We start from the raw sequence: 15,355 nt of genomic DNA on the forward strand, positions 1-15,355 counted from the left end.
TGAATAAAAAGAACTATTTGTCTAAAGCTAAACCTATCGTAAAAATAAGGATGATGAGATAGTGAAACGTTCCCAAATGCAATTATCCAGCTATAAGCTCTCATTAGAAGAGGAATATTGTCTACGTAAAATTAAAGCAGATACTGAAAAGTGGAACGTTGACAATATTTCGAGGACGAAAGCTTACTTTTCTTTTTTTGAAAAATATCCAGAAATTAGTTGGGCTTTTTTGGCAAGCATGGTGTCCCGTAATGGAGGCTGGAATATGTGCGATCTCGAAGGGAAATGGTTCCCACATGCGTTGCCTAAACAGCTAAGATCCCTTTTGTTTTTAACCTATGAACGAGCCAATTGGATCATTTTCCAGGATGCTTATCCTCAATTGCTACTTTACCATTATTCGACGAAAATGAGGCGATCTATGTTTCACCTTTTGCGTTTTTTTTGTGTTTCTTCATTTATGGAAGTGGAGTGGAAAAACTATTGGTTGAATCGTGACGGGAATAGATTGGTCACTTCATTAATTATAAATGAGCAAAATGTCATCCAAAAACCTGTAATTGAACACCCTGTTTTTAAAAAGAAGGTGTTTCATTCCTTATCTTACTTCTTTCAAGATTGGTTTCATTTCAGTTCGGTGATATTCCCAACGGTTAGTGGTGAGTTATTTGGTGCCAGTGTCAGTGGTTTTACGAAACTGTCAAATCGAATTGATCTTGGCAAACGGTTAGCTAATATTTTACTTTCACCAAATTTATATCCTTATTTTTTCCAATTCGCAAAAAAAACGGAGCATACTGGATCACGAATGGACTATGAACAATATCTATATCTAGGTCAAAAACGACAACGGGAGACACCATTTCTTCGAACAACTTACCCGATTATTTCGCATCTTCTTCACGAGAAGAAGGATTGGAGTAAGGAGGGAAGGGTAAAAAAAGCGTGGTATAAGCCAATTCGCCATAAACACCCGATTTTACTGACTGATTGGTATTTAAAAAAGCAATCGCAAATGAAAACATTAATTGGAATAGAGGAACTAATTAAATAGAAAAAAGCAGGAGGTTTCCTGCTTTTTCTGCTGTTAATTAAGTTGATGGACGGTTTGGTCCTTCGAGTTTTTTGTCGCCATAGCCCGGTTTTGTCTCTTTTAACTCTTTTGGCTGAACCTTATTTTGTTTTTGCTTGTTATCCATATCGTTAACACCTCCGTTGTTATTTTGTTCTGAAATGGAAGGTTCCATTCTAATCACTTGAAGGCTGTCGAAAAAAAGAAACATCATCGTAAAATACAACTATCTTTGCCGAATCATTACTAGTTTTGTCTTAGTTGAAGGAGCTTGAGACAAAACAGCGAATTAGAATTATACCAGCATGAATGATTTTCATATGCATTTTGAGTCAAAGGATTTTATCAAAAAGGAGGATTTTCTAAAATGAATGAACCATTGATTTATAAGCCGGAGCTATTAGTGAGATTAAACGAGATTTATTATCAATTGGAGAAATTAGAAGATGTCATCCACTCCTCCTTTATAGAGCAACAAGAATATGTTCATCATTTGCAGGAAGAACGTCTCGGTCGATGCACGAGAAAAATGACTGCACTAGAGGATTGCCTCAATCAAAAGATTGTAGAGAAAAGCCAGCTTAAACCAATCATGCCGAAACCATGTCAGAAAACAGCTGGAATTAGCTTGAATTTGGTTTAAGGTTTAAAACGGAATAAATTTTAAGAGGGTGCCGCAATTAGGCACCCTCTCTTATGTGGGAATGGCTTTTTCTTAACTTTTCCGAAATACACAACAAACAATTAAACAAATGATTCATTTTTTCAATTTGCCATTGCTAAGATCAAATTAAAACGAATTCTCGATGAGGGATTGATCTATATTGTCACAAGGGACCTCTGCCCCCAGAGACTCGAGCTCACGAACAAGGTTCCGATATTCGTTGAAGGATATCTCATTATGAATATAAACTCTTTTGGCAAAATCTAATAACACATTTACAGTTTCTGGTTCATACTCTCTAAATTGAATAAATTTTCTTTTGAGTTCGTGAACTTGCATATAAATTCCTCCTTCGCCTTTTTTACTATCGTAACATGGAAAATTCTATTTTCGCCATTTTGTGAAAATTGAGACTTCAGACAATTTTCCTCACTGTTTGACAAATTGCGGTAATATCGGAAGAGTCATAATATTACCTCTTGTGAAAACACATTCATGAATCACCTTATTCGCTCTGCCTACATAAAATGTCGTATTGAAAGCTGAGGAGGATGTTCACCCATGTATGGTCGAAAAAATTACTTTTTTAACCCGCCTGGGGGAAACCAATCAATTAGATATATAGACCCATATATTTATCAGGACTATGGAACAAGGCAACCTGTATCGCCACTATATCCGGCTCCATTTCAAGCCCAGTACGGTCCAAATAATTGGAATAACTCTCAACACCCGTATCCAATGCAAGTGAACCAGTATCCTCATTCATACCAAAATCAATTGCCCAATACTAATGAATATGCTGGGAATCCGTATATGATGAATCAAGGATTTTCTAAAGCGGCATTACAAAATCCGTTACAGGTTCAAGATGAGCCTTATCCCGGGTATTATCCGCAACAAATGCCTGGTCAAGGCGCTGCTAATCCTTACCCAAATCCTGCGATGATGCCTAAACAACCAGGTGGCTTTCAAACCATTATGAACTCATTTAAGTCTCAGGATGGCTCAATGGATATTAATAAAATGGTTAATACGGCTGGACAAATGATCAATGCAATTTCGCAAGTTAAATCCATGGTTTCTGGTCTAGGTGGCATGTTAAAGGTTTAATATATCTATGATAGGTGGAATAGAAATTCGTCGAAATGTTTTTGTGGCATAGAGTTTAAAAGTCGAAAATGTCGAAAAGTTTTTTACGGGTTTGGATTGGTGATTCTATGATTAAAAGGAAAAGAGGCGGTGTAAATCGCCTCTTTTGCTACTGTTTAAGAAGGTATAGATTTTGAACTAGTTTTAGTGTCTAGCTCCAGGCGCCATCGGCTCGAGGTCACAAGTCAATCCGTCCAGAAGGCAAAAAGCAACCTTCCGGCCGGCTCGCCTTGTGCTTGTCGCCGATAAGCGGGCGCCTTACGCCTTTCCTATTCTTCATGGTCAATGATGATTTTTTTTCCTTTATTTTTTGGAATAGTTATTTCTAGTAAGCCGTTTTTATAAGAAGCCTTGACGGCTTTTTCATTGATTGGAAACGGAAGGGAAAGGGTTCTACTAGTACGTGACATTGATTGTCTTTTTTGATAACGCTGTCTTGTTTCATCTGTTTCACTAAGTTCTTCATTGTTCAATACTGAAATGGTAAGTGCGTTACCTAATACATCTATCTGAATTTGTTCCTTATTTACTCCTGCAAGCTCCGCTAATATAATATGATCGCGCTCTGTTTCAGTCACTTCAACAGCAAAAGTAAACTGTGGGAAGGGTGCTTGGAAAAAATCATCAATTGATTGAAGAATTCCTCTAATCGGTCGGTTTTCGTGTAAAAATTGATTCATTTGTTTAAAGATATCACCAAACGGCTCATGATTTTTAGGGTCAAATGGTAGTTTACTAGACATCTCTCCGTAACTCCTTTCAAATTAGGTCCATCAGCTGCTTTTTGATGTTATATTATGCATTTTAACGGTACCTGGTTCAACATCCTGATGAATGCGCCTCTTGAACATTTTGTGAAGTTTGGAAAATTTGAACATTTTATGAAGATTTGAGAAGGTGTGATTTGAATCACATAAATTCAAGCCTATGATCTGTATGCTAAAACAGTAGAAATTGAATGAAGGTGAGGAAAAGAAATGTTTTGTTACCAATGTGAACAAACTCCAACAGGAGGCTGTACAGTTGTAGGCGTGTGCGGCAAAGATGAAACCATTGCAAGCCTACAAGACACAATTATTTTCGGCTTAAAGGGGATTGCAGCATACAGAACCCACGCCAATCAATTAGGATTTACAGACGACTTCGTAGATAGAACAACACACGAAGCATTATATATGACTCTAACAAACTCAAATTTCAATGTTCAAGAACACATCAACATGGCAATGCAAGTTGGTCAAGCAGCAGTTCGCATGATGGAAGTATTGGATGAGGCTCATACAAAACGCCTCGGTATCCCACAACCGATTCGTGTTTCGCAAAACAAAATTGAGGGCAAAGCAATTGTTGTAACTGGACATAACTTGTTTGCATTAGAAGAGTTATTAAAGCAAACAGAAGGAAAAGACATTAATATCTATACTCACTCTGAAATGCTGCCAGCTCATGGCTATCCAGCATTGAAAAAATATTCGCATCTAAAAGGAAATATCGGAAAAGCTTGGTATGACCAACGACGATTATTTGAAAAATTCCCTGGAGCTATTTTAGCAACAACGAACTGTGTAATGCCTATTAAAGGTTCTTATGCTGATCGTATGTTCTCTTATGAAGTAGCAGGTTTAGAAAACGTACAAAAGATTGTTAACGATGATTTCTCGCCACTAATCAACCGTGCGTTGGAATTACCAGAAGCAAATATCGAATCTGATGAAACATTATTAACAGGATTCCACCATGAAACAGTTCTTGGCTTGGCGCCAGAAGTGATTGCAGCTGTTAAAGAAGGTAAGATTAAGCGTTTCTTCGTTATTGCTGGCTGTGATGCACCTGGTAAAGGCGGGGAATACTATCGTGAATTAGCTACATCACTACCTCCGGAAACGGTAATTTTAACAACTTCCTGTGGTAAGTTCCGTTTCAACGATGTTGATTACGGAGTGGTTCCTGGAACTGAAATTCCACGTTATATCGATTTAGGTCAATGTAACAACTCAGGTTCAACTGTGAAAATTGCACTTGCATTAGCTGATGCATTTGGTTGTTCTGTAAATGAACTTCCAGTAAGTATCGTTCTTTCTTGGTTTGAACAAAAGGCTGTAGCTATTTTATTAGGACTATTCAGTTTAGGAATCCAAGATATTCGCATTGGACCAAAGCCACCTGAATTTATTTCAGAAGGTGTCTTAAACGTACTCCAAGAAACTTTCAACCTGAAGTTAATTGGAAATGCGCAAGAAGACATGGAAGCAATGTTAAACGCATAAAATTAATAAAACCAACCGCCTCTTTACCTCTCTCGCGGTTGGTTCTTTTTTTAAAATATTTCATCTAATAATTCTTCAGTGTCAAATACCATATCTCCTGCGTCATTTACTTCGATTAAGCCTTCTTTTTTCATTTTTGTAAGCGTTCGGCTTACGGTTTCTCTTGTTGTTCCAATCATATTGGCTAAATCTTTATTGGTAAATTCCGATCTGAGCAAGACTTTACCATCATCAAGTGATGAGCCGTGTTTCTCTGAAAGGCGAATCAATAATTTTATGATTTGTTCGTAAGTATTGTTTAAAATTTGTTCTTCAAGTCGGTCCTGAAGATCGATGATTTTTTCTGCAAGAACATTAAAAACTTTAATACATAAATAAGGATTTTCGATTAAAACCTTTTCAAATTGATCAATGGGAACAACAACCAGTTTGGCACTTTCCATAATTTCAGCAAAAGCCGGGTACTCACCTTTACGAAAAAAACCAACATGTGGAAACATGTCACCAGCTTTAATGATGTTGACGATCTGTTCACGACCACTTGAATCACTTTTATAGATTTTTACTTTACCTTCGCAAATAAAATAAACATTGGTAATCGGATCACCCTGTAAAAAGACATGATTGTTTTTCTTTAGTTCTCTGGAAATTGAAATGTCAACTATTTTAGAAATCTCCTGCTCATCTAGTTCGCGAAACAGGGAAAAATGGGATAATACCTTTTTGATTTGTTCTTTTCTCATCGTAGCACCTCTATAAATGATAGCCTTATCTTTTATTATTGTAACAAATAAATGTTAGAAGTCATCTAATTCCACTGAAAATTATTCTGACAAAATTTTATTCTGGGTTTCTGTGACCTGTGAAAACTGGTAACGGAAAATTTAGGATTCAGTCTTTTTTTACGAACGCTTATTCGGTAAAATAGAATCAATGAGGTGAGCGCGTTGAAGGTAAGAAAAAGTTTACAGGAAATCATCAAGCTGTTTAATGAGGATAATCAGACAAAACAGTGTATTGAATATTGGCACACAATTGAAGAAAAACAGGCGGTCACCGAGCCGCTGCCTAACGACCTTCATCCAAAGCTAGCCATGGCACTAAAAATGAGGGGAATAGGGCGATTATATACCCACCAAAGCTCAGCATATGCGGCTGTTTCTAAAGAGAAGAGTATTGTTGCAGTAACTCCTACAGCTTCAGGAAAAACACTTTGCTATAACTTACCAGTACTACAAGAGCTACTTAATCATTCAAGTTCAAGAGCTCTCTATATGTTTCCGACCAAAGCGCTAGCGCAGGATCAAAAAAGTGAGCTAAACGAGCTAATTCAAGAAGGAGAGCTCGACCTTAATTGTTTTACGTATGATGGTGACACAGCCGCGAATATACGTCAGAAGGTTCGTCGTTCAGGTCATATTGTGATTACCAATCCCGATATGCTCCATTCAGCTATTTTGCCACATCACACAAAGTGGGTGTCATTGTTTGAGAACTTAAAGTATGTCGTAATCGATGAACTTCATATTTATCGAGGCGTGTTTGGAAGTCACGTTGCCAATGTAATCCGTCGCCTGAAAAGAATTTGTCAATACTACGGTAGCAATCCCGTGTTTATTTGTACATCGGCAACCATTGCTAATCCACTCGAATTAGCGGAACGTTTAACAGAAACCCCAATGACTTTAATAGATAATAATGGTGCTCCTAGCGGAAGAAAGCACTTCCTTTTTTATAATCCGCCAATTGTTAATAAACCATTAAACATTCGCCGGAGTGCAACACTCGAAGCGAAACGACTCGCCGGTGAACTGTTGAAAAATAAAATTCAGACGATTGTCTTTGCCCGAAGCAGAGTCAGAGTAGAAATTTTATTAACATATTTAAAAGAATTAGTGAAATATCAATTAGGACCAAAATCAATTCGGGGCTATCGAGGTGGTTATTTGCCAACGGAACGCCGTGAAATTGAAAAAGGTCTGCGTTCTGGTGAAATATATGGTGTGGTCAGCACGAATGCCCTTGAGCTAGGAGTTGATATTGGACAGCTTCAGGTTTGTGTGATGACAGGATATCCTGGATCGATTGCAAGCGCTTGGCAGCAGGCAGGACGCGCAGGCCGTCGTCATGATGAATCACTAGTCATTTTAGTGGCGAGCTCCAGTCCGCTTGATCAATATGTCATCGGGCATCCGGATTATTTTTTTAAGCGTAGTCCAGAGACTGCCAGAATAAATCCCGACAATTTGATTATTTTAATCGACCATATGAAGTGTGCGGCTTTTGAACTTCCGTTTAAACAAGGCGACCGTTTTGGAAGCGTCGAGACCGAAGAATTACTAGAATACTTAACGGAGGAACGGGTTCTTTTTCAAAATGGTGATAAATGGTATTGGATGAATGATTCTTTTCCTGCCCATAATATAAGCCTTCGATCAGCTTCGCAAGAAAATATTGTGATTATTGATCAATCTGAAACAGGGAGGGCTAGAGTGATTGGGGAAATGGATCGATTTTCGGCAATGACGCTACTCCATGAAGAAGCAATATACTTACATCAAGGTGTTCAATACCAGGTAGAAATACTTGATTGGGATGAAAAGAAAGCCTTTGTACGCGAGGTCGAAGTGGATTATTTCACTGATGCCAATCTTGCTGTCGAACTTAAGGTACTCGAAGTCGATAGACAGCGTTCGGGAGGATTATGGGAAATAGGTTTTGGAGATGTAAGTGTCAGGGCAATGGCAACAATTTTTAAAAAGATTAAATTTGAAACCCATGAAAATATTGGTTCTGGCCCGATTCATTTACCTGAAGAGGAGCTCCATACAAGCTCAGCATGGATTTCTTTGCAAAAGGAACTACACGAGTTGAGTGAGGACAGACTTGAGCAAGGCTTAATCGGGACAGCACATGCACTAAGTTCAATCGTACCTTTATTTGTTATGTGTGATCCACAGGATATTCACGTGGTCCCTCAGGTGAAGGCAGCCCATAATGAAAAACCAACCATCTTTTTTTATGACCGTTATCCTGGTGGAATTGGCTTAAGTGAAAAAATTTATAGTGGTATCGAATTTGTGCTGACAGAGACAAACAGAATGATTGAACACTGTCAATGTGAGCATGGTTGCCCCTCATGCATTGGGACTGACACGCAAAACCCATTTGCGAAGAAAGATGTCCTGAAAATATTACAATTATTTTTAGCACAAGCAAATTTCTAGGAGGTAGGTGCGCAAATGTCATTAAAGAAGAAATTAAATCGTTTAAAACCGCACCTAGCTAGTTCGGAAAATACTAATGAGAATTTAAAGCACGAAAGAATCATTGTAGACGATAAGATTCCTTATTTGAACGAATGGACAAATGCTGGCGTAAAGCCCTATTATTTTGATGAAAACTATTGTTTAATACGGGAGGTTAACTATCCGTTAACATATCAACATGGTAAATATAGCTTTGGTGACTTCATTACTGCGGTACAGGCATGGAATCAGACCGAAATCGAGCACCCACTATCCGCTTCCGGTCATCGCCCGAATGAGTTGTTTTTCTTTGATACCGAAACAACAGGTTTAGGTGGAGGCGTAGGAAATACGATCTTTTTACTTGGTCACGCAAGGATAAACGGTGAGCAAGTTACGCTCAAACAGCATATACTTCCACACCCAGGTGCAGAGATTCCCTTGTATCAAAGTTTTCTAGAAAGCATTAATTACAAAACACTAGTAACTTATAATGGCAAAGCATTCGATTGGCCACAGGTTAAAACCCGTCACACATTAATTCGTGACCATGTCCCGAAGCTACCAGCATTTGGACATTTTGATCTCTTTCATGCCGCACGACGGATGTACAAGCATAAGTTAGATAAATTGAAGTTGTCCGTTGTTGAAAAAGAGGTGCTAGGGTTTGAGAGAAAGGATGATATCCCTGGATTTTTAGCACCGATTATTTATTTTGACTTTATCGAACGAAAAAATCCTGAAGGTCTGCTAGGTGTCATGAAGCATAATGAAATGGATATACTGTCATTAATTAGCTTATATGTTCACCTCACCTTCCAATTGCTTCGTATTGATAAGCAGCAAACAACCAAGGAGACGTTTGAAGTCGGTCGGTGGTATGCTGCTTTAGGTCAGTTCGAACAGGCTAAGCAGGCGTTTAGCGATATCATATCGGATGAAGTAGACATCGATTATCCTGCAATGAATGCTTTGGCGTTTGAATATAAACGGGAGCGGGACTGGCATTCGGCTTGCGAGTTGTGGAAAAAAGTTGCCGAGGCTTGCGAACCTCTCTTACAAGTGGAGGCATGTGTGGAGTTGGCTAAAATATATGAGCACCGCCTTAAGGATATTGAAATGGCATACAATTATTGTGAGAAGGCTAAGAAGTCATGTGCTAATATAAGTGATTTGAAGAAATCGGAAAAATTCTCTGCCGATATCGAAAAGCGTTTGCATAGAATATCGATAAAATTAGCCTAGTCGACGTTTTTGGAGGTCTGCATACCACAAAATACTTGTAACAAAATATTCACAAATACATGGCGATAAAACAGATATTCTATATTGAAACAAAGCAGTATGCGGGGTAAAATTGTAACTTGTATGGAATAAATCCATTTAAATTTTATCTGGAGCTGGTAAAGTGTATAAAGCAATACTGTTTTTGTTTTTTGTTGTAGTTTGTTTAACGGCCATTTTATTTACAAGTCTGAAAGATAGTTTTTATACGATGCTATAAATCATTAAACATAACAGATAGGCTAAAATTTAGTTAGAATGACCAATAGTAATATGATCATTTTATCGTGCTTGCTTGCCTATTTCACAATAAATTAGGTATTTTCATTAGTACAAGATTCCCTCCTGCAACATAGGCTATTAATGTAAAGATAGTCAAAGAGAAAGGAGGATCTCGTATGCATCCTATGAATTGTAATTGTCCAACTTGTGTGCTGCCAGCAATTGTACACCCAACAAAATGCTGTGTAAACCACACATGTCATAATTATGTGGTACCTCATATTCATCCACAACACACTACTACTGTAAATCATGAGTTTTTTGCACATCAACACTATTTTCCGCAAACTCAATCAGTAGTAAATGAAGTGTCACATCAACATTTCAATGCTGGTCCTGGACCAATCCCTGGAGGATTTCCTGGAGGATTCCCAGGTGGTCCTGTACCTCGACCTTTTTGGAGATAATTAATTGTTGAAAAACAAGGGCTTCTTAACCTGAAGCCCTTGTTTGTTTGTGGTTTCTAGCCTAAAATAAAAGAAATATTAATACATTAAACGTACATACAATCAAAAATGATGAAAAAGAGGTTATCGAACCATTGGCGAAAGTAGTTGCGGTATCTGGTTATAAACCCTTTGAGCTTGGCATTTTTCAGAACAACCATCCATCCGTTAGTTACATAAAGCTAGCGCTAAAGAAAGAGCTCGAGCTGCTTCTAGATGAAGGTTTAGAGTGGGTCATTATAAGTGGTCAGCTTGGAACAGAGCTATGGGCAGCGGAGGTCGTTTTTGATTTACAGTGTCAGCATCCAGAGCTTAAACTTGGCTTGATTACGCCCTTCTTAAACCAAGAGGAAAACTGGAATGAGCAAAATAAGGAATTATATGAATCAGTGTTAATTGGAGCCGATTTTGTCGACTCCATTACAAAAAAGAAGTATGAAGGTCCTTGGCAATTTCGCTTGAAGAATCAGTTTTTTATTGAAAAAAGTGATGCCTTAATTTTATTTTATGATCAGGAAAAGGAAGGCGGGCCGAAATATCTATTTGAAGCAGCCCAAAAATTTAAAGAAAACCATTTCTATGATTTAAGAGTATTTGGCTTTTATGATCTCCAACTTTTGGTAGAGGAATCACAGCCTGATCAATATTAATTATGAAAGCAAATTGACAAAAGTGTACATTTTTGGAACAATATAATGTGATGATAGGGGATACTTGAGGTGAATGAATTGTCTGATAAATTTAAATTAACTGCGAAGGATATTTTAGAAAAAGAATTTAAATCGTCAATGCGTGGCTATAAACAAGAAGATGTAGATAAATTTTTAGATCTCATCATAAAAGATTATGAAGCATTTCATCAGGAAATTGATGAATTGCAGCAGGAAATAATCAAGCTTAAAAAGCAATTAGATGAATCAACTCGTCGTCAAAATACTCAACCTCAAGCAGCGGTTGGGACAACAAATTTTGACATTTTAAAGCGTTTATCTAATCTAGAAAAACATGTTTTTGGCAGCAAGCTTTACGATTAAATAAAACTTCCTGTTTTTCTTTTAAATACCATTGCGATTCAAGACGATATTCCATATAATAAGCAATGTACTCTTTAATAGCGTTCGGGTAATCGCTGCAGGGAGCTTTGCAACCTGTAGAGGAAAGTCCATGCTCGCACGAGCTGAGATGCTCGTAGTGTTCGTGCCTAGCCAATAAATAAGCTAGGGCAGTTGAGGTAACTCGGCTGACGGCCGGAAAAATGCCTAAGTCTTTAATGATATGGCATGAGTACCTATAAAAGTGCCACAGTGACGTAGCCTCATCAGAAATGGTGAGGGTGGAACGGGTAAACCCCACGAGCGAGAAACCCAAATAATGGTAGGGGCACCTTCTCTGAGGAATTCAACAAGGAGGAGGACAGATTGTTTACAATCTGTAGATAGATGATTACCACCGGAGTACGAGACTTAGGTCGCTTGCAGTACGAAGGCACAAAACATGGCTTACAGAACGTTATTAAAGGCATTGTATGAGTGTAATGGATGTTTGGCTCTCCTTTTTTGGAGAGCTTTTCTTGTATATAATATATAATAGTAATGAATTCGGATAAAGTTAGGTGAAACCATGAAAAAACTAGATTTAATTGCAACATCAGCGATGGGTCTTGAGTCAATTGTTGCAAAAGAAGTCAGAGATTTAGGATACGAATGTACGGTCGAAAATGGCCGAATAGCCTTTAAGGGTGACGAGCTCGCGATTGCCCGCAGTAATCTTTGGCTAAGAACCGCTGATCGAATCAAAATTAAAGTTGGCGAGTTCCGCGCTACAAGTTTTGATGAATTGTTTGAAAAAACGAAAGCACTTCCGTGGGAGGACTTATTACCTGAGGATGCGGAATTCCCTGTTTCAGGAAAGTCAGTTAAGTCCAAGCTTTTTAGTGTATCGGATTGTCAAGCGATTGTAAAAAAAGCAATTGTTTCTCGGTTGCAAAAAGCTTACAAACGAACATCATGGCTCGAAGAAAATGGACCGACGTTTAAAATTGAGGTCGCCTTATTAAAGGATATTGCTACGATTACAATTGATACTAGTGGAGCTGGTCTACATAAACGAGGCTACCGAGTTGACCAGGGTGAAGCACCATTGAAGGAAACACTAGCTGCTGCACTCGTATTACTTACCAACTGGAGTGCGGATAAGCCGTTCATTGATCCTTTCTGTGGTTCAGGAACAATCCCAATCGAGGCTGCCCTTATCGGTCAAAATATTGCACCAGGATTTAATCGTGAATTTATATCAGAACAATGGCCGTTTATCCCTGGAACGGTATGGGACCAGGCTAGAAATGAAGCAGAGGACTTGGCAAGATATGACCAGCCTCTTATGATTACGGGATCTGATATTGACCATCGAATGGTAAAAATCGCCGAAGAGAATGCATTTGAAGCGGGATTAGGCGATCTTATTTCGTTTAAACAGATGAGGGTTCAGGACCTAACTGTAAAACAAGATTATGGTGTAATTGTCGGGAATCCCCCATATGGTGAAAGACTTGGAGACAAGCCGGCAGTTGAAAAAATGTATCGGGAAATGGGGCAAGTATTCAGCGAGTTAGACACATGGTCGATTTATATTTTAACGTCTCATCCAGATTTCGAGACTTTATATGGTAGGCCAGCAACGAAAAAACGAAAGCTATTTAACGGATTTATCCGTACCGATTTATATCAGTACTGGGGTAAACGGCCACCTCGTGTCCAATAAAGGAATATTTCTCGGTTAGCAGAAAAAACTAATGTTATGATTTTTATAGAGAGATAAAATAGGGACTAGCCCCGATTGTAGGGTAGCCCCTATTTTTATGGAGGATATTATGCAAAGTCGCTTACCATTTACATTAACGAAAACAGAGTCTTTCTATGAACGTTTAAATGATTGGATTGGTGATGTTTTTTATGATTTATTACCTGAAGCAGGCTTCGAATTAAGAGATGAACAAATTTATATGGCTTTCCAGCTCGAGAAGGCTTTTAAAGAGAAAAAAGTGATGTTTGCAGAGGCTGGTGTTGGCACCGGCAAAACGATTGTATACTTGCTATATGCGCTTTGCTATGCCAGATATACAAATCAGCCCGCAATCATTGCTTGTGCTGATGAAACATTAATTGAGCAAATAGTTAAAAAGGAAGGGGACATAGCAAAGCTTGAAGCAGCTCTTGGCCTAACAATTGATGTTCGGCTTGCGAAAGCGCGAGATCAATACCTTTGCTTAAATAAGTTAGAAAACAAAACGTTTGCTGATACAACTAACACATTTAGTGATATTATGGCATCTTTACCAGCCTTTGTTCAAAGTGGTGCATCCATGCAATCGTTTCTCCCATATGGAGATCGAAAAGAGTATCCTGAATTGACGGATGAACAGTGGCAACAAATCGCATGGGATTCCCTCGAGGATTGCTTTTCCTGTGATAAACGCCACCGCTGTGGTCAAACGCTTCATCGAGATCATTATCGAAGTGGAGGGGACCTAATTATCTGTTCACAGGATTTTTATATGGAGCATGTCTGGACGAAGGAATCACGGAAGCGGGAAGGACAACTTCCATTATTGCCTGAGGGCTGTTGCGTTGTGTTTGATGAAGGTCATTTGCTAGAATATGCCGCGCAAAAGGCTTTGACGTATAAATTGACCGAAAAAACGCTTGAGACCTTACTAGAAAAAATCGCTGGTAATGATATTAGGGAAAAAACACTGTACATTATTGAAACAGCGATTATGTTAAGTGTGGAGTTTTTTAATGGATTAACGAAATACTCTAAGGAAACTATTGGTTCAGAAAAGAAAACGATTGAAAAAAATGAACATATTATTAAAATTGCAAAAAAACTTTTGGATAGCCTCAGTGCATTAGAAGAAGAATTGGTGTTTGAGAGCGAGCTGTTCGTCATCAATGATTATGACCTTAAGATCGTTGAAGAATATCTGGAACAAATCACATATTCCTTATCGTTGTTTATCGGAAATACAAACGGAATTACCTGGTTTGAAGAAACAGATCAAGAGCGCAGACTAGTTATCATGCCCCGCCTAGTCAAGGACATATTAAAAGATGAAGTCTTTTCCCTGCGGAAACCATTTATTTTTTCTTCAGCAACACTATCAGAAAATAAATCGTTTGGTTATCTAGCTGGTAGTCTCGGGATTACTGATTATTCATCCTTCTCAGTTGAGTCACCATTTGACTATGATGAAAACATGACAATTTATATGCCAGAATTTGCTAAGTTTGGCCTTGAAGAACGATCTGCTTATTGCTTAAAGAAGCTTCAGGAAACTCAGAATGGTACGCTAGTCTTATTTTCAGACAAAGCAGAGTTATATTATTTTAAAGAATATATAAAAGGGAAAATAAATAAGCAAATCTATTTCGAGGGAGATGCGGAAATTAGCACCTTAGTTTCTCAATTTCAAAATGAGGATTCATCCATTCTTTGTGCGGTCCATTTATGGGAAGGCTTGGATATTCCGGGAGATGCTTTAGGGAATGTAATCCTCTTCTCATTACCATTTCCTCCAAATGATCCGGTATTTACGGCAAAACGGGAAGGAAGCAGCCAGCCGTTTATCGAGGTCGACCTACCGTACATGCTGCTCAGACTTCGTCAAGGTGTAGGTAGACTGGTTCGAACAAGCACCGATCATGGAACAGTCCATATCCTGATTGATGAGGAAACGGATCCGCAAATTATCGATAAAATTAGAGGCGTTCTTCCAACCACAATAACAGTTGCATAAGAAAAAATCACAGAGTAAAAAAATAAGCACAGCTAAAAGGTAATATTAAAATGGTACCTGTAGGTAGGACACTCGAAAAAAAGAGTGTTTCACCTACAGGTATTTTTTTATATACTTGAATTTCAGAATATGGGGATAAGGGGAT

Annotated in this window: 14 protein-coding genes and 1 other RNA gene; 12 read left to right on the plus strand and 3 right to left on the minus strand. The window is 38.3% G+C overall.

Going from position 1 to position 15,355, the window contains the following annotated elements; translation table 11 throughout:
• Nucleotides 1-76: 76 nt before the first annotated feature.
• The gene (locus HHO41_RS08615; RefSeq protein WP_169097529.1) at nucleotides 77-1,054 is read left to right on the plus strand and encodes a DUF2515 domain-containing protein; all 978 of its coding nucleotides are present in this window, start codon (nucleotides 77-79) and stop codon (nucleotides 1,052-1,054) included.
• 385 nt (nucleotides 1,055-1,439) lie between these two features.
• The gene (locus HHO41_RS08620) at nucleotides 1,440-1,715 is read left to right on the plus strand and encodes a hypothetical protein (protein ID WP_169097493.1); all 276 of its coding nucleotides are present in this window, start codon (nucleotides 1,440-1,442) and stop codon (nucleotides 1,713-1,715) included.
• Between the two features lie 147 nt (nucleotides 1,716-1,862).
• Here the strand turns inward: HHO41_RS08620 and HHO41_RS08625 are convergent, their stop codons facing one another.
• Nucleotides 1,863-2,075 (minus strand): YppF family protein, encoded by a 213-nt coding sequence (locus HHO41_RS08625; protein ID WP_169097495.1) that lies wholly within the window; start codon nucleotides 2,073-2,075, stop codon nucleotides 1,863-1,865.
• Nucleotides 2,076-2,297: 222 nt separating this feature from the next.
• Between HHO41_RS08625 and HHO41_RS08630 the strand changes: the two genes are divergently transcribed.
• The gene (locus HHO41_RS08630; RefSeq protein WP_248278404.1) at nucleotides 2,298-2,849 is read left to right on the plus strand and encodes a YppG family protein; all 552 of its coding nucleotides are present in this window, start codon (nucleotides 2,298-2,300) and stop codon (nucleotides 2,847-2,849) included.
• A 308-nt stretch (nucleotides 2,850-3,157) separates the two neighbouring features.
• Here HHO41_RS08630 and HHO41_RS08635 read toward each other — a convergent pair whose 3' ends face one another.
• A complete protein-coding gene (locus tag HHO41_RS08635; protein ID WP_169097497.1) occupies nucleotides 3,158-3,631 on the minus strand; it encodes an Hsp20/alpha crystallin family protein in 474 nt (157 codons plus the stop codon).
• Nucleotides 3,632-3,865: 234 nt separating this feature from the next.
• Between HHO41_RS08635 and hcp the strand changes: the two genes are divergently transcribed.
• On the plus strand, nucleotides 3,866-5,155 hold the full coding sequence (gene hcp / locus HHO41_RS08640; protein WP_169097499.1) for a hydroxylamine reductase: 1,290 nt from the start codon (nucleotides 3,866-3,868) through the stop codon (nucleotides 5,153-5,155).
• A 50-nt stretch (nucleotides 5,156-5,205) separates the two neighbouring features.
• On the opposite strand, the gene HHO41_RS08645 is transcribed toward hcp, so the two are convergent.
• Nucleotides 5,206-5,898, minus strand: a complete 693-nt coding sequence (locus HHO41_RS08645) for a Crp/Fnr family transcriptional regulator (protein WP_169097501.1) — start codon at nucleotides 5,896-5,898, stop codon at nucleotides 5,206-5,208.
• 204 nt (nucleotides 5,899-6,102) lie between these two features.
• Here HHO41_RS08645 and HHO41_RS08650 point away from each other — a divergent pair, with 204 nt between their 5' ends.
• The 8 genes from HHO41_RS08650 to HHO41_RS08685 all read left to right on the plus strand — a co-directional run bounded on the left by HHO41_RS08650 (nucleotide 6,103) and on the right by HHO41_RS08685 (nucleotide 15,210).
• Nucleotides 6,103-8,382: a DEAD/DEAH box helicase gene (locus tag HHO41_RS08650; RefSeq protein ID WP_169097503.1), complete on the plus strand. Its 2,280-nt coding sequence runs from the start codon at nucleotides 6,103-6,105 to the stop codon at nucleotides 8,380-8,382.
• A 15-nt stretch (nucleotides 8,383-8,397) separates the two neighbouring features.
• Nucleotides 8,398-9,648, plus strand: coding sequence for a ribonuclease H-like domain-containing protein (locus HHO41_RS08655; protein ID WP_169097505.1), 1,251 nt, complete (start codon nucleotides 8,398-8,400; stop codon nucleotides 9,646-9,648).
• A gap of 446 nt (nucleotides 9,649-10,094) precedes the next feature.
• Nucleotides 10,095-10,376 carry a CotD family spore coat protein gene (locus HHO41_RS08660; RefSeq protein WP_169097533.1) on the plus strand — a complete coding sequence of 94 codons (282 nt, stop codon included), beginning with the start codon at nucleotides 10,095-10,097 and terminating at the stop codon, nucleotides 10,374-10,376.
• 134 nt (nucleotides 10,377-10,510) lie between these two features.
• Nucleotides 10,511-11,065: an SLOG family protein gene (locus HHO41_RS08665; RefSeq protein WP_169097507.1), complete on the plus strand. Its 555-nt coding sequence runs from the start codon at nucleotides 10,511-10,513 to the stop codon at nucleotides 11,063-11,065.
• Nucleotides 11,066-11,143: 78 nt separating this feature from the next.
• Complete coding sequence (gpsB, locus tag HHO41_RS08670) at nucleotides 11,144-11,449, plus strand: cell division regulator GpsB (protein WP_169097535.1); 306 nt, start codon at nucleotides 11,144-11,146, stop codon at nucleotides 11,447-11,449.
• A gap of 80 nt (nucleotides 11,450-11,529) precedes the next feature.
• Nucleotides 11,530-11,922, plus strand: an RNA gene (gene rnpB / locus HHO41_RS08675) — RNase P RNA component class B.
• Nucleotides 11,923-12,035: 113 nt separating this feature from the next.
• Nucleotides 12,036-13,175 carry a THUMP domain-containing class I SAM-dependent RNA methyltransferase gene (locus HHO41_RS08680; RefSeq protein ID WP_169097509.1) on the plus strand — a complete coding sequence of 380 codons (1,140 nt, stop codon included), beginning with the start codon at nucleotides 12,036-12,038 and terminating at the stop codon, nucleotides 13,173-13,175.
• A 109-nt stretch (nucleotides 13,176-13,284) separates the two neighbouring features.
• Nucleotides 13,285-15,210 carry an ATP-dependent DNA helicase gene (locus tag HHO41_RS08685; RefSeq protein WP_169097511.1) on the plus strand — a complete coding sequence of 642 codons (1,926 nt, stop codon included), beginning with the start codon at nucleotides 13,285-13,287 and terminating at the stop codon, nucleotides 15,208-15,210.
• Nucleotides 15,211-15,355: the final 145 nt, after the last annotated feature.

The sequence above is a fragment of the Bacillus sp. DNRA2 genome, assembly GCF_012843265.1.
Classification (GTDB): domain Bacteria; phylum Bacillota; class Bacilli; order Bacillales; family Cytobacillaceae; genus Bacillus_BU.